The 16,760-nt window shown below is 48.6% G+C and carries 18 protein-coding genes and 5 tRNA genes; 21 read left to right on the forward strand and 2 right to left on the reverse strand.

Features of this window, described 5'->3' with window-relative positions; translation table 11 throughout:
- Window positions 1-34 precede the first annotated feature (34 nt).
- The 15 genes from B4F99_RS06355 (at window position 35) to B4F99_RS06425 (ending at window position 10,880) form a co-directional block, all read left to right on the forward strand.
- Window positions 35-107: transfer RNA gene (locus B4F99_RS06355), tRNA-Thr, on the forward strand.
- Window positions 108-144: 37 nt separating this feature from the next.
- Window positions 145-228 (forward strand) — tRNA-Tyr (locus tag B4F99_RS06360).
- 4 nt (window positions 229-232) lie between these two features.
- Window positions 233-303 (forward strand) — tRNA-Trp (locus tag B4F99_RS06365).
- A gap of 9 nt (window positions 304-312) precedes the next feature.
- Window positions 313-385 (forward strand) — tRNA-His (locus tag B4F99_RS06370).
- 10 nt (window positions 386-395) lie between these two features.
- Window positions 396-467: transfer RNA gene (locus tag B4F99_RS06375), tRNA-Gln, on the forward strand.
- Window positions 468-755: 288 nt separating this feature from the next.
- Window positions 756-1,664, forward strand: coding sequence for an arginase (gene rocF / locus B4F99_RS06380; RefSeq protein WP_290756064.1), 909 nt, complete (start codon window positions 756-758; stop codon window positions 1,662-1,664).
- Window positions 1,665-1,789: 125 nt separating this feature from the next.
- Window positions 1,790-2,353, forward strand: a complete 564-nt coding sequence (sigW, locus tag B4F99_RS06385) for an RNA polymerase sigma factor SigW (protein ID WP_056064595.1) — start codon at window positions 1,790-1,792, stop codon at window positions 2,351-2,353.
- A 16-nt stretch (window positions 2,354-2,369) separates the two neighbouring features.
- On the forward strand, window positions 2,370-2,990 hold the full coding sequence (locus B4F99_RS06390) for a hypothetical protein (RefSeq protein WP_056064592.1): 621 nt from the start codon (window positions 2,370-2,372) through the stop codon (window positions 2,988-2,990).
- A 79-nt stretch (window positions 2,991-3,069) separates the two neighbouring features.
- The gene (gene cdaA, locus B4F99_RS06395) at window positions 3,070-3,930 is read left to right on the forward strand and encodes a diadenylate cyclase CdaA (RefSeq protein ID WP_290756066.1); all 861 of its coding nucleotides are present in this window, start codon (window positions 3,070-3,072) and stop codon (window positions 3,928-3,930) included.
- Window positions 3,930-5,216, forward strand: a complete 1,287-nt coding sequence (locus B4F99_RS06400; RefSeq protein WP_290756069.1) for a CdaR family protein — start codon at window positions 3,930-3,932, stop codon at window positions 5,214-5,216. Before cdaA ends, B4F99_RS06400 begins: the two co-directional genes overlap by 1 nt.
- A gap of 29 nt (window positions 5,217-5,245) precedes the next feature.
- Window positions 5,246-6,601, forward strand: a complete 1,356-nt coding sequence (gene glmM / locus B4F99_RS06405; protein ID WP_029343107.1) for a phosphoglucosamine mutase — start codon at window positions 5,246-5,248, stop codon at window positions 6,599-6,601.
- A 411-nt stretch (window positions 6,602-7,012) separates the two neighbouring features.
- Window positions 7,013-8,809: a glutamine--fructose-6-phosphate transaminase (isomerizing) gene (gene glmS / locus B4F99_RS06410; RefSeq protein ID WP_214809556.1), complete on the forward strand. Its 1,797-nt coding sequence runs from the start codon at window positions 7,013-7,015 to the stop codon at window positions 8,807-8,809.
- 75 nt (window positions 8,810-8,884) lie between these two features.
- Window positions 8,885-9,451 carry a hypothetical protein gene (locus B4F99_RS06415; protein WP_290756073.1) on the forward strand — a complete coding sequence of 189 codons (567 nt, stop codon included), beginning with the start codon at window positions 8,885-8,887 and terminating at the stop codon, window positions 9,449-9,451.
- A 23-nt stretch (window positions 9,452-9,474) separates the two neighbouring features.
- Window positions 9,475-10,242 carry an alpha/beta hydrolase gene (locus B4F99_RS06420; RefSeq protein ID WP_290756075.1) on the forward strand — a complete coding sequence of 256 codons (768 nt, stop codon included), beginning with the start codon at window positions 9,475-9,477 and terminating at the stop codon, window positions 10,240-10,242.
- Window positions 10,243-10,280: 38 nt separating this feature from the next.
- On the forward strand, window positions 10,281-10,880 hold the full coding sequence (locus B4F99_RS06425; protein WP_290756077.1) for a short chain dehydrogenase: 600 nt from the start codon (window positions 10,281-10,283) through the stop codon (window positions 10,878-10,880).
- A 39-nt stretch (window positions 10,881-10,919) separates the two neighbouring features.
- Here the strand turns inward: B4F99_RS06425 and B4F99_RS06430 are convergent, their stop codons facing one another.
- A complete protein-coding gene (locus tag B4F99_RS06430; RefSeq protein ID WP_290756079.1) occupies window positions 10,920-11,093 on the reverse strand; it encodes a hypothetical protein in 174 nt (57 codons plus the stop codon).
- 129 nt (window positions 11,094-11,222) lie between these two features.
- Here B4F99_RS06430 and B4F99_RS06435 point away from each other — a divergent pair, with 129 nt between their 5' ends.
- The 4 genes from B4F99_RS06435 to B4F99_RS06450 all read left to right on the forward strand — a co-directional run bounded on the left by B4F99_RS06435 (window position 11,223) and on the right by B4F99_RS06450 (window position 14,226).
- Entirely contained in the window at window positions 11,223-11,783 is a 561-nt protein-coding gene (locus tag B4F99_RS06435; protein WP_290756081.1) for an isochorismatase family protein, read from the forward strand.
- Between the two features lie 13 nt (window positions 11,784-11,796).
- Entirely contained in the window at window positions 11,797-12,279 is a 483-nt protein-coding gene (locus B4F99_RS06440; RefSeq protein ID WP_290756083.1) for a GNAT family N-acetyltransferase, read from the forward strand.
- Entirely contained in the window at window positions 12,276-13,169 is an 894-nt protein-coding gene (locus tag B4F99_RS06445; RefSeq protein ID WP_290756085.1) for a phosphotransferase family protein, read from the forward strand. Before B4F99_RS06440 ends, B4F99_RS06445 begins: the two co-directional genes overlap by 4 nt.
- A 64-nt stretch (window positions 13,170-13,233) precedes the next feature.
- Window positions 13,234-14,226, forward strand: a complete 993-nt coding sequence (locus B4F99_RS06450; protein WP_290756087.1) for an NAD(P)/FAD-dependent oxidoreductase — start codon at window positions 13,234-13,236, stop codon at window positions 14,224-14,226.
- Window positions 14,227-14,286: 60 nt separating this feature from the next.
- Here the strand turns inward: B4F99_RS06450 and B4F99_RS06455 are convergent, their stop codons facing one another.
- On the reverse strand, window positions 14,287-14,619 hold the full coding sequence (locus B4F99_RS06455; protein WP_369814222.1) for a winged helix-turn-helix transcriptional regulator: 333 nt from the start codon (window positions 14,617-14,619) through the stop codon (window positions 14,287-14,289).
- Window positions 14,620-14,741: 122 nt separating this feature from the next.
- On the opposite strand from B4F99_RS06455, the gene B4F99_RS06460 reads away from it, so the two are divergent.
- Both B4F99_RS06460 and B4F99_RS06465 read left to right on the forward strand, forming a co-directional pair.
- Window positions 14,742-15,596 carry an SDR family oxidoreductase gene (locus tag B4F99_RS06460; RefSeq protein WP_290756089.1) on the forward strand — a complete coding sequence of 285 codons (855 nt, stop codon included), beginning with the start codon at window positions 14,742-14,744 and terminating at the stop codon, window positions 15,594-15,596.
- A gap of 74 nt (window positions 15,597-15,670) precedes the next feature.
- Complete coding sequence (locus B4F99_RS06465) at window positions 15,671-16,525, forward strand: PPK2 family polyphosphate kinase (protein ID WP_290756091.1); 855 nt, start codon at window positions 15,671-15,673, stop codon at window positions 16,523-16,525.
- Window positions 16,526-16,760: the final 235 nt, after the last annotated feature.

Below are 16,760 nucleotides of genomic sequence, written 5' to 3' on the forward strand. Positions count from 1 at the left end.
CGAATCCCGTACGGGTCACCATTATATTTTTTGTGCCGGTGTAGCTCAGCTGGTAGAGCAACTGACTTGTAATCAGTAGGTCGCGGGTTCGACTCCTGTTGCCGGCACTGTTTTTCTCAATTGTATAATTTTCCTAGACAAACTGGGGGGGTAGCGAAGTGGCTAAACGCGGCGGACTGTAAATCCGCTCCCTCGGGTTCGGCGGTTCGAATCCGCCCCCCCCCACCACCATAGGGGCATAGTTTAGCGGTAGAACTACGGTCTCCAAAACCGTCAGCGCGGGTTCGATTCCTGCTGCCCCTGTTTACCATGGCGATTGTGGCGAAGTGGTTAACGCACCGGATTGTGATTCCGGCATTCGTGGGTTCAATTCCCATCAGTCGCCCTCTTATTATTGGGCTGTAGCCAAGTGGTAAGGCACTGGATTTTGATTCCAGCACGCGAAGGTTCGATCCCTTCCAGCCCAGCTTTTCAAGCGGAAGTAGTTCAGTGGTAGAANNTTGCACGCAGGAGGTCAGCGGTTCGATCCCGCTAGGCTCCACCAATTTTATTTAAAGATCTTAAGCGAGTTTCGTTCGTCTTAAGTTTTTTTTATATGAAATGCCAAGCATAACCAGAGTACGTACGCAAGAACACCGTGATTCCCTTCACGGTGTTTTTTTGTATATTCATGCGTTTTTTTGTTGAGTTGAACCACTCGTTTGCTACCGCTTACAATATATGTAGAAGTGACTATGACATAGGGGGAATATCGTATGAACATCGCGTATATCAGCGTACCATACCGTTATGGGCAAGGAAAGCCAGGCACTGAACATGGACCTGCAGCTGTCGAAAAAGCGGGTCTACTCGCGACACTCGAAGCACGGGGACAAGAAGCAGTACGCTACGGGGAAGCGTCTGTCTTATCCGAGGATGCAGTCCGGGAAGAAGATCCGAAGCTGAAACGTTTGGAAGGCGTCGTCCATACGACGAATGATTTGCACCTGATCGTACGTGACGCGTTATCGGAACAACGTTTTCCGTTGTTAGTCGGTGGCGATCACAGCATGGCGATCGGAACGATTGCTGGGCTTCGTCAAACTGTACCACGTCTTGGCGTCATCTGGTTCGATGCACACGGTGATTTGAATACACCGGAAACATCACCGTCTGGTAACATCCACGGTATGCCGCTCGCTGTAGCCCTTGGGGAAGGACATCAGCGTTTAACGGAAGTCGGAGGAACAGATATCAAGCTGCAACCGGAACACCTCGTCTTCATCGGATTACGTGACGTTGATCCAGGGGAACAAGAGCTGATCGATCGTCTTGGTATTCGTGTCTATGATATGGAAGCGATCCGAACTCGGGGAATGGACGCGATCATGGAAGAAGCAATTGCTTATTTGAAGGAAACGACAGATGCGTTCTATCTTAGCTTCGATATGGACGGTCTCGATCCATCACTCGTCGTCGGTACAGGAACACGTGTCGCTGACGGTATTTTCTTAGACGATGCGAAGACAGTGCTCAAGCATTGCGCAACGGCAGAAGACTTCATTGCAGCTGAATTCGTTGAAGTGAATCCTTTGCTTGAAGAAGGAAACGGAACCGCGGAACTTGCGAATGAACTGATCGGAGATTTACTTTTGGCAATGGAAACACATCGCTTAGTAAAATAATGGATAGAACTTGAACTCTTTTTATCGGGGTTCAAGTTTTTTTTGTTACAATTTAAAAGGAGATGAAACATTTATCGGTCGACTTCGTATAAGAGATTGACCGCATAGAGCGGGGGGTATTCAAAGTGGAAGAAACGACACTACGCTTAATTGAGCGAGTGAAACAGGGAGACCGTGATGCATTTGCGGCACTTGTTGATCTATATAAGGAAGGTGCCTTTCTTGTGGCTTTCCGGGTCTTGCGCGATCGAATGGAAGCGGAGGATGCGACACAAGAAGCCTTCATCCGTGTATTTACGAAGATTGATTCGTATAATGCACAATGGAAGTTCCGGACTTGGTTGTACCGAATCGTCACGAACGTATCGATTGACCGATTACGGAAAAAGAAACCTGATTATTCTCTTGATGCTGAGATGTCAGGTACTGAAGGACTGACATTGTATTCACAACTCGAGAGCAAGGACACCTTGCCGGAGGACCAAGTGGTCGATAACGAGCAACGAAGTGAAGTCGGGGATGCGATTGCGGCTTTACCAGAAAAATACCGCGTCCCACTCGTCCTGAAATATATAGAGGATCTTTCACTAAAGGAAATCAGTGAAATGATCGAATTACCTGTCGCTACTGTCAAAACTAGAATTCATCGTGGACGGGAAGCGCTGAAGAAGCATTTTGCCAAACGATGAGAAGGAGGAACTCACCATGTCACGAGAGCATGTACATGAACGGATTCAGGATTATTTAGATCAAAACCAACCACCTGAGGAATTCGAGCGATTGGAAGCAGAGTTACGGGAAGCGGACGCGATGGACGAGTTCGAAGAGTATCGACTCCTTGATGCTCGACTGCGTCAACTTCCAGCGCCCAAATTATCGGCAGATTTTACATCCCGCGTGCTGGCACAATTGCCCGACCAGGTGGATACGCCGAGCGCTGCTTTACTGCACCAACCGCAACCGTCCCGTTTTGGAGGGAAGATGAAGCAATACCCATTGCTCGCGGCCGCGGCTGTTTTCTTACTTTTGTCGGTCGGTAGCCTTGGTGGTTATATGGCACAGGAAGAACATGACTTATCTTATACAAATGCACCAGGCATCGTCGCTCAAAATGGTGAGGTCGTCGTGCCAAAAGGCGTCACGGTCGATCAAGATCTCTATGTCGAAGGCGGGAACGTCCGAATCGAAGGGAAAGTTAATGGCGACGTCATGACCGTTGACGGGAAAGCGTACACGGCGAGTGCTGGTAGCGTGACCGGAGAAATCAAGGAAATCGATCAATTATTCGAACGCGTATGGTACGGAATCAAGCGTCTATTTCAATAATCAGCTGGGACGAGTCGAACTCGTCCCTTTGTGCTATAATGGAAACTGTTTAAATCAGATGAGTTAGGGGGCACGGTTGGTGAATTACTTCAGCTGGCAACCACTTCAATTTCAATTGTTGAAACTGGGAGAAAACGTACATTGGTACGATTATATTAATGACGTGATTGATATTGCGGTCGTGACGTTCGTCATTTACCGTCTCATGATCATCGTCAAAGGAACAAAAGCGGTCCAGCTCATTAAAGGGATTTCGGTCATTTTGATCAGTTGGTTCCTGAGTGGCTTTTTTGGACTTAAAACACTTCAATTCTTACTCAATCAAATTATCACCTATGGGTTACTGGGGATCATCATCATCTTCCAACCCGAACTCCGGCGTGGACTGGAACACTTAGGACGAACGAGTAAATTCTTCTCACGTAGTGCGATCAGTGATGAAGATGAACAAGTTCGAATCGTCGATGCGCTCGTATCGTCTGCCCAGTACATGTCAAAACGCCGTATTGGAGCACTCGTGACGATTGAACGTGAGACAGGACTGAGTGAATACGTAGAGACGGGCATTCCGCTTGGTTCACAAATCACGAGTCAGTTGCTGATCAACTTATTCATTCCGAATACACCATTACATGATGGCGCCGTCATCGTCCAGCAAGGCAAGTTAGCAGCCGCTGCTTGTTACTTACCGTTGTCAGAAAGTGTACATATCTCAAAAGAACTTGGAACACGTCACCGCGCTGCAATCGGTGTCAGTGAAGTAACGGATAGTGTTACGCTCGTCGTCTCGGAAGAAACGGGCGGTGTCTCACTCGCCATCAATGGACGTCTGTACCGGGAACTCGATGAAGAATCCTTACGGACGAAGTTGCTTGAGACGATCGTTAAGGTCGAACAGACGAATACTTCCTTCTTGAACTGGATGGGGGCGAAAAAATAATGTTCGAAAAATGGTTCAATGAACGCTGGTTTTTACGCATTGTTGCGGTCGTCTTAGCCGTCATGTTGTATTTGATGGTGGCAGGTTCGAATACGACAGGAAAAAGTGACGCCGCTAGTCTGTTGCCGATCGCGGGTCAAGGTTCGACGAAATTTGACGTGCCGGTCACGGTCCAGTATGATGAATCGCAGTGGGTCGCCTATAATATTCCAAATACGATGGAGGTAACCGTTAAAGGTCCATCGAGTAGCTTGACGATGCTTCGGCTCGTTCAGGATTTTGGGTTATCGATTGATTTAAAAGGACTTGACCCTGGCTATCATCGTGTCCGTGTCACAGCAACTGGCTTCGGAAAAGATGTCGAAGTGACGCCGAAGCAGGAGACGATCGAAGTCTTCCTCGATAAGAAGATTACAAAGGAAGTACCGGTACAAGTCGCCTTACTCAATAAAAACAAAATCGCTGAAGGATATGTCGCTGGGGAAGCACAACCGAACCAACAGACCGTTGAAGTTACGGGAGGCGCAGAAAAGTTACAGGCGATTTCAGCGATCCAAGTACCGATCGATGTAACTGGTCGGGCAGAGACGTTTAAAGAGACGTTCAATGCCAAAGCGACCGATGCGAACGGGAATACGATCAATGCATCTTATCAACCAGAGCAACTAGAAATCACAGTACCGATCTATAAGGAAAGTAAGACGGTACCGATCAATGTGCAGACAAAAGATAACGTCAAAAAAGGATATACCGTCGTCAAGATCGTTCCCGTTACGACGGAAGCTCGTCTATATGGAACAAAAGAAGAGTTAGAGCGGATCGGTTCCGTTGATACGGAAGCGGTCTCGCTCAAAGGACTGACGAAGACGACAGAAAAAACCGTCAAACTTGTTGAACCAGAAAATGCGACAGCGATGGATCCGATACAGGTCACCGTCAATATCGTTGTCGAAAAGGAAAATGCGAAATCGACGACGGAAACCGTCGAAGATCGGGCAGAGAAAACGATTCCGGGTGTGACGGTCACGTTGAATGGGTTTGATGAATCGAAGTATACGATTGATTACAACCAAACGATTGATGTCATTGTCCGTGGGAAAGAATCTGATTTAGCATCGATCGATGCGACGGATATCAAAGCGGTCATCGATGTGACGGGACTAAAAGAAGGAACGCACGGATTGCCGATTTCGTATCAGACGTCAAAAGCCTTTGATGTCCTGCGTCCGGATAATATGGATGTCACGCTAAAAGCTGTTCCGCGGACATCCGTTCCGACCAATTAAAACAAATTAGTGAAATGAGGAAATAACACATGGGTAAGTATTTTGGAACTGACGGCGTACGCGGCGTCGCAAACGTAGAATTGACACCGGAACTAGCATATCGCCTCGGTCGAACAGGTGGTTACGTGTTGACGAAACACGAAAGCACACGACCAAAAGTCTTGATTGGACGCGATACACGTGTTTCTGGTCAAATGCTTGAGAACGCACTCATCGCTGGTCTTTTATCAATCGGTGCAGAAGTCATGCGTCTTGGTGTCATCTCGACACCGGGCGTCGCGTACCTGACAAAAACGATGGATGCGACAGCGGGAGTCATGATTTCCGCATCGCACAATCCAGTTGAAGATAACGGAATCAAATTCTTCGGTTCAGATGGCTTCAAGCTCGATGACGCAACTGAGCTTGAAATCGAAGCATTGCTCGATGAAGCAGAAGATACATTACCACGTCCAGCTGGAAAAGAACTCGGTTTCGTTCACGATTACTACGAAGGTGCACAAAAATATCTTCATATGCTTCGCCAGACATCGGATGAAGATTTCTCAGGCATCCATGTCGCGATCGACGGCGCACACGGTGCGACGTCAAGCCTCGCACCACGTCTATTCGGTGACTTGGAAGCAGAAGTATCGACGATCGGTACAACTCCGAACGGACTCAACATCAATGATGGTGTCGGTTCGACACACCCAGAACATCTCGCTGCCTTCGTTAAGGAAAAAGGCGCAGACGTTGGTTTATCGTTTGATGGAGACGGCGACCGCTTGATTGCAGTCGATGAGAACGGTGATATCGTCGATGGCGATAAAATCATGTTCATTTGCGGAAAATACTTGAATGAACTTGGTCGTCTGAAAGACAACACGATCGTTGCGACGGTCATGAGTAACCTCGGCTTCCATAAAACCGTGGAAGAAAACGGGATGACGGCACTTCAGACAGCGGTCGGTGACCGTTATGTCGTCGAAGAGATGCGTAAGAACGACTACACGCTCGGTGGTGAACAGTCGGGGCATATCATCTTCATGGATTACTCAACGACAGGGGACGGCATGTTGTCAGGCGTCCAGTTGTTGCAAATCATGAAAGCGACAGGGAAAAAGTTATCGGAACTCGCAGCTGAGATGCCGATCTTCCCACAACGTCTCGTTAACATCCGTGTCTCAGACAAAAATGGTGCAATGAGCGGTCCTGCCGTACAAGCGATCATTGCTGAAGTCGAAGCAGAGATGGCGGGGAACGGACGGATTCTCGTTCGTGCGTCAGGAACAGAACCACTCGTTCGTGTCATGGCAGAAGCTCCGACACAAGAAGCGTGTGATGCATACGTCGAGCGGATCGCGAACGTCGTTCGTGAGAACTACGCGTTACAAGAAAATTAAGCAACCTGAAGCGGAGCGAGTGCTCTGCTTCTTTTTTACAATTATTTTAGAAAAACAGATTGAGATTTTTACAAAAAATAGGGATTATGCGTATTGAATAGAAAAATATCGGGAATAGTTACAAATACGTTACCTTTCTTGCTTTTTCAGATTAAAGTTCGTATGATGGTGAAGTCGGACAGAAACGGGGTCGGACAGAAACAAGAAGCGCCAGGGCTTTCTCCGTAGGACGAAAGCTGACGAGGTGGAGGTTTATCGAATCATTCGGCGGATGCCTCCCGGTACCAGATCCATACCGTAAATCGTTCTGAAATCGTCCAAGTGATTGGACGGACAAACAGACCGATCGGGATCCTCTCAACAAGAGCCGTTTCCTCTTCAGGGAAATACTTGTAAATGGAGAGATGTAACATGTGCGGAATCGTAGGTATGATCGGACAGGTCAACACGAAGGAAATTTTATTAAAAGGTCTCGAAAAGCTCGAGTACCGCGGCTATGACTCGGCAGGTCTTGCGTTCGTCAACGACGGCGTCCAAGTCCATAAAGAAGTAGGCCGGATTGCTGCGCTACGCGAAGTCGTTCCTGCAGATGCAGACGGCACAGTCGGAATCGGACACACACGCTGGGCGACACACGGTGTCCCAAGCGTACCAAACGCGCACCCGCACCAAAGTGCGTCAGCACGTTTCACACTCGTGCACAACGGCGTCATTGAAAATGATGAGCAGCTAAAAGCAGAATTGAATGTCGATCTCCTCAGCGACACGGATACAGAAGTCATCGTTCAGATGATCGAAAAGAACTTCAACGAGACAGGTGACGTCGCGGAAGCATTCCGTCAAACACTCCGTGTCTTGCACGGTTCGTATGCCCTCGCATTGATCGATGCTGAAAATCCAGACGTCTTATACGTCGCAAAAAACAAATCACCACTTCTCGTTGGTCTCGGTGACGGTACGTTCAACGTCGTCGCATCAGACGCAATGGCAATGTTACAAGTAACGGATCAATTCATCGAGTTGCATGATGGCGAGATGATCATCTTGACGCGTGATAGCGTCACGATCCAAGATCTCGACGGTAACGTCCAAGAGCGTGAAGCGTACACGGCTGAAATCGATGCATCAGACATCGAAAAAGGAACGTACGCGCACTACATGCTCAAAGAGATGGATGAGCAACCAGCGGTCATTCGTAACATCGTTCAACAATATCAAAATGAAGCAGGCGACATCACACTCGACCAATCAGTCCGTGATCTCGTACTCGGTCGTGACCGTGTTTACATCATCGGTTGCGGAACAAGCTACCATGCTGGTTTGATCGGAAAACAGTTGATTGAACAAATCGCTGGCATTCCAACAGAAGTTCATATCTCTTCTGAGTTCGGATACAACATGCCATTATTGACAGAGAAACCACTCTTCCTCTTCCTTTCACAATCAGGTGAAACAGCGGATAGCCGTGCGGTTCTCGTCGAAGCGAAGAAACTCGGTCATCCAGCACTGACGATCACGAACGTTCCAGGATCAACATTGTCACGTGAGGCGAACGCAACATTATTGCTCCACGCGGGTCCAGAAATCGCCGTTGCTTCAACAAAAGCGTATACAGCTCAAATCGCTGTTCTTGCTGTTCTTGCGTTTGACCTCGCTCAAGCGAAAGGGGTTGCCGTCAACTTCGATCTCATGAAGGAACTCGGTAAAATCTCAAGTGCGATGGAATCGGTCATGTCTCAAAAAGATCGTTTCCAAGAAATCGCGACAGAATACTTGTCTGAGTCACGTAACGCGTTCTTCATCGGTCGTGGACAAGATGCATACGTCGGGATGGAAGGTGCATTGAAACTCAAAGAAATCTCGTATATCCAAGCAGAAGGATACGCGGGTGGAGAGCTCAAGCACGGTCCGATCGCCTTGATCGAAGATAACACACCGGTCATCGCACTCGTGACACAACCACACGTTCACCTCAACAACCGTGGGAACGTCAAGGAAGTCGTCGCGCGTGGTGCAAACGCGTGTGTCATCGCAGCAGAAGGTCTTGAATTGCCGACGGATGCATTCGTCATCCCAGCAGTCGAGCCACTCTTGTCACCGCTCTTGTCTGTCTTACCACTTCAATTGATCTCATACTACGCGGCACTCGGTCGCGACTGTGACGTCGATAAGCCACGTAACTTGGCGAAGTCAGTAACGGTTGAATAAGGAAACAAATCGACTCCAAATGACAGGCGTGTAAGCGTCTGCCGTTTGGAGTTTTTATATTAAGAGGAGAACGAGATGAATCGCTGGATTGCTGCATTTCCTAAACGATATGAACAGGACGTTCGGGTCGTTAAAGCGTGTCTACCATTTGCCTGGACGCGTTTATCACCCGGATCGATTGAAATGAGACTGGAGCAGGAACGGATACAGATTCCGACGCGTTTGTACTTATCAGAGGTCGACTCGGAGCGGATTAAACAACTGACGTCGACGCAACAAACGATGTTATTTTGCCTTTACACCCGTCATCATGATGGTCACATCCGTGAACGTTATCTCCGTCAGTTACTCAAAACAAATCAACAAGATGAATGGATACTCGTCTATATTCTTGAACTTGCTAGTGAATACGTCCTTGACATCGTCGACATCATCGTACCTGTGATCGAGCAATGGAATCTGGAAGTGAAGCGGCGATTCGTCTCCAATGATCCGGCATACATGAAGCGAATCGAAGACCGGATGATCAGTTACTGGAATGCTTATTATCGGTCGAGTGGAGAACGACGATCCGAAGCGGATTACCCAGGCTTTCGGATTATAGAATCGTTACGGGAGGATGTTTCGGTAGAGGAAGTGTGAAGAGATGAAAAGGAGGTGCGCACTTGATTACGAAATCAAAGGATCTGTACTTAGAAGGAACTGGACCTGCTATTTTGTTGTTACATAGTTTTACTGGTAGTGCGAATGAGATGCGGGGGCTCGCTCGCTTTTTACATGTAGCCGGGTATACCTGTTACGCGCCCAATTACGCCGGGCACGGGGAATCGCCGGAGCGCTTGTTTGAGACGACGATCGAAGACGTCTGGCAGTCCGCGCAAGCCGGACTCGCGTTTTTACAAGATCGAGGACACAAAGACATCTTTTTGATCGGACAATCACTCGGTGGAGTGATGGCACTTCGACTGGCAGAACAGTCAGGATGCGCAGGACTCATTTTACTCTCGACGCCGATTCTTGAGCGGACGATTGCCGGACTTGAGCACCGCGTCCTTCGTTATACGGAACGGTATTTTCAATTTGACGATCGTTCGCCGGAGTGGATCGCAGACTTTGTCGACCGTCATTTTCCACGCCCAGAAAAAGACTTACGGGCACTGCAACAGTTCATTCTCGACACAGGAGTCGTCTTGCCGAAGATCACACAGCCTATCGCTCTATTCCTTGGCGCCTTAGATGATGCGGTCTATCATGCCAGTCTTGAGCGAATCGAAACGACGGTGTCGAGCCGAGATCAGAAAAAGGTCCTTCTTCCGAACAGTAAACATCTACTGACACTCGATCGGGATAAACAACGTTTGTTCGAAGAAATCCTCATCTTTTTGAAGACGCATCCGGTAGAATCCTTGAAACCATCATCTGCTGTGCAGTAGGCTAGATAGGTAAGCTAGACGTGAAAGGGGAAAGGATCATGCGAATTTTAGTAGTAGGAGCAAGCGGAACGATTGGACAGGCAGTCGTCGAACGTTTGAGTGAGCGACATGACATCATTCGTGCCGGGCGAAGCGGAGCGGATGTGCAAGTCGACATCACATCAGAAGCAAGTATCCGAGCGATGTATGAAACAGTCGGTTCTGTTGATGCCGTCATCAGTGCGACAGGTGGCGCTCATTTTGGTCCATTGACGGATTTAACACCAGAGCTCAATCAAATTGGAATCGACAGTAAACTAAAAGGTCAAGTTAATCTGGTCCTACTTGGATTGGAGTCCGTACGAGACGGCGGAAGCTTTACGCTGACGACAGGCATCATGATGGACGATCCGATTCGCCAAGGCGCATCCGCTGCGCTTGCGAACGGTGGGGTCAAAGCGTTCGTTCACGCAGCAGCGATCGAGATGCCACGAGGCATTCGAATCAACAGCGTCAGTCCGAACGTACTGATCGAGTCGCTTGAGAAGTACGAACCCTTCTTCCGTGGTTTTGAAGCCGTTCCGGCGTCACGTGTCGCGACGGCGTTCGAAAAGAGTGTCGAAGGGGCACAGACGGGGCAAAATTACGAAGTCTATTAACTAAAAAAGCAGGTAGCGAAAAATCGCTATCTGCTTTTTTTACAGACCGGATAGGACATAACGTTCGATCCCGAATAATAAGAGAGAAATCCCGAGACAAATGAGTAAGTTGCGGACGAACCAGCGACCTGTCATCGTCCGGTTCATGATCAGTTTCTCCAGTGTCAGATTAACGAGGAGTACACATAAGAAGATAACGCCAAACCAAATCATCCAGACACATCCTTTCCTTCTTCTTAACGAATCCAACAGCTAAAAAGTTTCACGCCCGTCAAGAGCAGGAAATCATTCAGGTGAACGGGAAGGAAACAAGCAGTCGATTTTACAAGGAGGAACATGACGATGAAACAAGCGGTCCTAGTGATTGATTTTCAACAGGAACTCGTCGACGGAAACACGGAAGAACGTCCGGTATACTTAAAGGAACAAGTTGCACACGTCATCGAAGCGGTCGTACTCGAAGCAGACGAACGAAACGTTCCGGTCGTCTTCATTCGGGATCTAGATGTCGCTGGCGGAACAGGACCCGGTTTTGCAGTCCATGATTCGATTCCCGTTCCAGCGTCCAGTGTCACGTTCGATAAAGCAGCGACGAATGCGTTCCATGGTACCCCCTTGCTCGATCATCTACGCCAAGCATCGATTGAACACCTAATCGTCTTAGGTTGTAAGACGGAACACTGCATCGATACTGCGGTACGCAGTGCGACAGTACATGGTTTTGATGTCACACTCGTTGCCGATGGCCATACGACGAACGGTTCTGATGTATTGACGCCGGAGCAAATGATCGCACACCATAATCAAGTCTTGCATGGTCATTATAACGTCGAGCACTTTGCGATGGTTCGTCCGTCGACGGACGACGTCTTCACCCCAACCCACAATGACTACCGGACATGAAGAGGAGAATAAGATGATTGAATTACGAAAAATGACGGCGCTCGATTACGATCGATACGCGACGCTCGTCCAAGATGATCGTGTCATGCGTTACATCACGGAACAGGCATTAACAGATACGGAAACGAAACAACGCTTTGAGCGAATCCTTGAACAACAGCAGCACGACCGACTCGGATCGTATCTGATTTATACCGAAGAGACATGGATTGGAATCGGGCACATGACCCGGAGTCAAACGCAACCGTTCGAAGCAGAGCTCGGTTACATGCTACTACCCGATCAGTGGGGACGCGGATACGGCACAGCCATTGCAGAGCGTCTCTTACAGTTAGCGACAGAAGAAGAGCTACAGGTCGTCACGGCGACGATTGATCCAGCACATGAAGCGTCGCGCCGTATTTTGATCGGATTAGGTTTTGAATCGACCTATGTTGGACCGATTGACGGTCTACCAGGTGAAACGCTACAGAAAATAGTGGGAACGACGGAATGACGCGAGACGAATGGATTGAACATTTTCAACTCGACGTCGCAGCATGCGCGACTGTCGACGAATCGTATAGTTCTGAAGTCGATCGTCTCGTCCTAACGGATGGTCAGGTCGTCTTCTTGAAGCGCCCGTATACGGCTGAAAAGTGGTACCGGGAACGTGGCTGGATTCATGCACTAGAAGAATTTGTACCCGTGCCGCACATCTTAGCTGAAGCAGCTCCCGGGCAGACGACCGGGGCGTTCGTACTTGCTGCCTTACCGGGACAGGTACCAGTCACGATGACTAAAAAATTGGCGTACGAAATTGGTCGAACGCTCGCAATGCTGCATACGTGTACAGGAGAAGCTTACGGCGAGTATACGGAAGATGGATGTTATGCCTATCCGGTTCAGGACTGGCGACGCTTCCGGAATGAAAAACTCGATGGATTCATGCCGTTCATCACGTCCGAACTCGACCCCGTTTTTTTAGAGAACATCCAAACAGAGTTAGTCAGACGAGAACAGTCGTTACCGGAGCCGTCACGTCCCGTTGCCACACATTGTGACTTCCGCCTAGCAAATTTACTGACGGTAGGTGATCAAGTCACAGGGGTGATCGATTTCGAGACGACCCGCTACGGGGCCGTCGAGATGGACTTCACGAAGATCGTCCGTAATCTCAATACGTTCGGTTCCATTTACGTCACGGCATTTCAAGAAGGATACGCGACATTACACCCAGACGTGCCGATTGAGACGTATCTAGCATACTATCGTTTGTGGGAAGCACTCACGGCCGTCGGCTGGTGCATCAAACGTGGACTAGAAGAGCACCGGGTGTTCTTTGAGGAGAACATCATGCTTATCGAGCAGGAATTACAGATGACGAGCATATCGGACGGGTATTGATTCACCCATGTCTTGGAAGAAACCTCTATACTTAGAGAAATGAGGAATATGAGGGGGAAGCGAGATGACAGGGAAACGAATCGGAATCATCGGTGGTGGACTCGCCGGAATCTTTGCGGCACGTCAATTGCAGGCAGCAGGACATGCTGTTGAAATCATCGAAAAAAGCCAGAGCGTCGGGGGGCGAATGGCGACTCGTCGGATTGATGAAGGAACAGCGGATCATGGTGCCGTCTTCTTCACGGTTCGGACGGAAGAGTTAGGACGCGAAGTCGACGAATGGCTTCAGAAGGGATGGGTTCGTAAGTGGTTCGGAACGGATTTTCCACGCTATGTCGCAACGAACGGCATGAATCAACTCGTACAAGCGATTGGTCGAGGAATTCCCGTCCAATTGAATAAGCAAGTCACGCATATTTCGGCAACGGAAGATGAACTTGTCACACAGGCGACGGACCATCAAAGTGAATATGATGCACTCCTCGTAACAGCACCGGTACCGCAAGCCTATGAACTGTTACAGTCTTCTAGTTTGACACTTTCTGATGACGATCATGAGCAGTTACGACAAGTGACGTTCGAGCCGACATTCGTTGGTCTGTTTGAAGTCAAAGAGCGACTCACGATCGGGGAAGTCGGATTGCAAGATGAGCATCTTATCGACGGTATCTTAAAAATCGTCAACAATGCCGAGAAGGAGATTTCGAAAACGACACTTTTGAGCGTCTATATGACAGCCCGCTTCAGTGAAGACTGGTACGAGCGTCCGGAAGAAGAGACACTCGCGGAAGTTGAGCGTCTGTTACAACAGCAACTCGGACCAGTGACGATTATCTCCCGCCAGCTCAAGCGTTGGCGTTACGCTCAGGCACGTGCAGTTTACCGGACACCGCATTTGAAACTGTCGTCACATCCACTTTGGCTTGCTGGTGATGCGTTCCTTGAAGCCGATGATGCATCAGGACGGACGCGCGTCGAGAGCGCTGTCATCTCCGGATTACGCGTCGCAGAAGCGATCGACACCCACTTACGTCAGACGGTAACAGCGACGGAATGAACGAAAACATGCACTTCTTTTCTGACTCGAGAAGAAGCGCATTTTTTTTGTTACTCACGATCACTTCACCTGAAAGTGTTGTTCACTCCAGGCTGCCATGTGATCAAGAATTGGTAAAAAACTATGACCAGCATCCGTTAGAGAATATTCAACACGAGGGGGAACTTCGCCAAAGACGTGCCGTTGAATCAACCCATCCGCTTCAAGCTCACGTAGCTGACGTGTCAATGTTCCCTTAGAGATACCTGTTAATTGTTGCAGTTCATGAAAACGATGTGTCCCGTGTGTCAGGTGCCACAGCAAGATGATCTTCCATTTGCCAGCGACCATCTGTTGGACCCGAGTGACTGGACAGGCAGTGCGTTGATTGGTCGTTGTATCGAATACAGCCACATTCATCCTCTCCCATTGGTTCGTTTTGAGGGACCTAGTTTCAGATAAGTGCCTACTTTTTTTAGTGTATCACCTAGCGTATCATGAAGAACAACATCAAACTTCAAAGGAGTGGTTTCATCATGAAATGGTTAATTACTGGAGCAACCGGAAAATTAGGCGCGCGGATCGTGCAGCACCTCAGTGAACAAGTCGGCAACGAAAATGTAGCGGTTAGTGTCCGCGATGTCGAAAAAGCAACAGCGCTTGCAGCACAAGGAATCGATGTTCGATACGGAGACTTTGATCAGCCCGAAACACTCGGACAAGCGTTTCAAGGAATCGATCGATTGTTGATCATTTCGACGGACGGTGAAGAGGCGACTCGGATCCGGCAACACCAAGCCGCTGTCACGGCAGCAAAAGAGGCAGGCGTCAAGCTGATCGGCTATACGAGCATCGCCAATGCGGCACACAGTACAAACGGACTTGCTCGAACGCATCGTGTCACAGAGGAATCGATTCAAGCGACAGGTATCCCGTATGTCTTTTTCCGTAACAACTGGTATCTCGAAAATGAACTCGGAACGATTGACGCCGTCGCGCAAGGCGCAGACTGGTTAACGGCAGCAGGCGAAGGGAAAGTCGGATGGGCGTTACAAGATGAGTATGCGCTAGCAATTGCGACGGGACTGACGCTTGAGCATCCAAACCCTATCTATGAACTATCGGGTCCGTTGCATACACAAGCAGAACTCGCGACTGCAGTCGGAACAGTGCTTAACCGATCGGTCGCTTTAGATGAAGTAGATGGCACGACCTATAGTGAGCGGATGCAAGCAGCTGGCTTACCTGACTTCTTGATTCCAATGCTGACTGGTATCCAGTCAGATATTGCAGCAGGGACTCTGGCAGTAGAAAGTACTGATTTTGAAGCATTACTTGGCCGTCCCGTGACGACACTTGAAGAGGGAGTTCGACTTCTTTTAAAAAGATAAGTTCATCTGAACGTTTTCAAGGTGAGTGAGTTGGGTAAACCCCCTTTAGAAGCAATTAAAGGAGGAGTCCTACCATGAAACTGTCATCCTATCGTGTTAAAGAAGGCGAGCAAGTCTCGTTTTCGAATTACCCGACATCAGAAGAACATAAAATTTCGGAAGCAGAATTGCGAGAGAAACGGATTCCAAAAAGTGTTGAGACGTTACAAGAGTTACATTGGCGTTTGTATGCCGAAGAGAAAAATGGCGTCCTCGTCATCCTGCAAGCGATTGATGCAGCAGGGAAGGATGAGGCGATCAGCTATATCTTTTCTAACTTGAACGCACAAGGACTCCGAACGATTTCCGTCAAAAAACCGTCGGATACGGAGCAAAAACATGACTACCTATGGCGAATCCACGAAGGACTACCGGAAAAAGGGGAAGTCGGCATCTTAAATCGCTCCTATTATGAGGAAGTCATTGCACCACGAATCCATGATTTGCTCGAGGAGGAAGAAAAGCCGGATGACGGAGATGTTTGGCAGATGCGCTACCGTCAAATCAATGACTTTGAACGCTATCTCGTCGAGAACGGCTTCCGGGTCGTCAAGTTTTTGTTTCATGTCTCAAAAGAGGAGCAACGGCAACGGCTGTTGACTCGTCTGAAAGATCCAACGAAAAACTTCGAATTCTCGTTTAATGACATTGAGGAACGCAAGCACTGGGACGAATACCATGAGATTTTTGCTGAGCTTGTCTCAGCGACATCGACATCGTATGCACCATGGTATATTTTACCGGCAGATGACGAATGGTATTCCCGCTATATCGTCACCGAAGTCATGAATGACGTCCTGAAGGAAATTGATCCGCAATATCCAAAGCTATCAGAAGAGGATCAGGAACAGCTGGATGAAGCGATTAAACGATTGGAAGAAGAAGCATAAACTATTTAAACACATCAAGAGGCTGACTCAAAAGTCAGTCTCTACAAAGATAAGGGGGGACAGATCATCAATCTGTCCCCCCTTATCTCGTAATAAAAAGAATGACGCGTCACACGCCACTCCTACAGGAAAAACGCATTTATGCGTTGTCAGAGACGAACAAGACCCGCTTTCCTGCTTAAATGAAGCAGGAAAGCTGGCTTGTGTCTCGCCTGAGGAAAGGGCGTGAAAAGAC

Origin of the sequence: Exiguobacterium sp. UBA3491 (assembly GCF_002377745.1) — a bacterium.
In the GTDB taxonomy this organism is placed as follows: domain Bacteria; phylum Bacillota; class Bacilli; order Exiguobacteriales; family Exiguobacteriaceae; genus Exiguobacterium_A.

Coding starts and splice junctions, on each gene's coding strand:
- rocF (WP_290756064.1), top strand. CDS start 756: ATGAACATCGCGTATATCAGCGTACCATACCGTTATGGGCAAGGAAAG.
- B4F99_RS06440 (WP_290756083.1), top strand. CDS start 11,797: ATGATTGAATTACGAAAAATGACGGCGCTCGATTACGATCGATACGCG.
- B4F99_RS06460 (WP_290756089.1), top strand. CDS start 14,742: ATGAAATGGTTAATTACTGGAGCAACCGGAAAATTAGGCGCGCGGATC.
- B4F99_RS06435 (WP_290756081.1), top strand. CDS start 11,223: ATGAAACAAGCGGTCCTAGTGATTGATTTTCAACAGGAACTCGTCGAC.
- glmM (WP_029343107.1), top strand. CDS start 5,246: ATGGGTAAGTATTTTGGAACTGACGGCGTACGCGGCGTCGCAAACGTA.
- B4F99_RS06415 (WP_290756073.1), top strand. CDS start 8,885: ATGAATCGCTGGATTGCTGCATTTCCTAAACGATATGAACAGGACGTT.
- B4F99_RS06445 (WP_290756085.1), top strand. CDS start 12,276: ATGACGCGAGACGAATGGATTGAACATTTTCAACTCGACGTCGCAGCA.
- B4F99_RS06425 (WP_290756077.1), top strand. CDS start 10,281: ATGCGAATTTTAGTAGTAGGAGCAAGCGGAACGATTGGACAGGCAGTC.
- glmS (WP_214809556.1), top strand. CDS start 7,013: ATGTGCGGAATCGTAGGTATGATCGGACAGGTCAACACGAAGGAAATT.
- B4F99_RS06390 (WP_056064592.1), top strand. CDS start 2,370: ATGTCACGAGAGCATGTACATGAACGGATTCAGGATTATTTAGATCAA.
- B4F99_RS06465 (WP_290756091.1), top strand. CDS start 15,671: ATGAAACTGTCATCCTATCGTGTTAAAGAAGGCGAGCAAGTCTCGTTT.
- B4F99_RS06430 (WP_290756079.1), bottom strand. CDS start 11,093: ATGATTTGGTTTGGCGTTATCTTCTTATGTGTACTCCTCGTTAATCTG.
- B4F99_RS06450 (WP_290756087.1), top strand. CDS start 13,234: ATGACAGGGAAACGAATCGGAATCATCGGTGGTGGACTCGCCGGAATC.
- B4F99_RS06400 (WP_290756069.1), top strand. CDS start 3,930: ATGTTCGAAAAATGGTTCAATGAACGCTGGTTTTTACGCATTGTTGCG.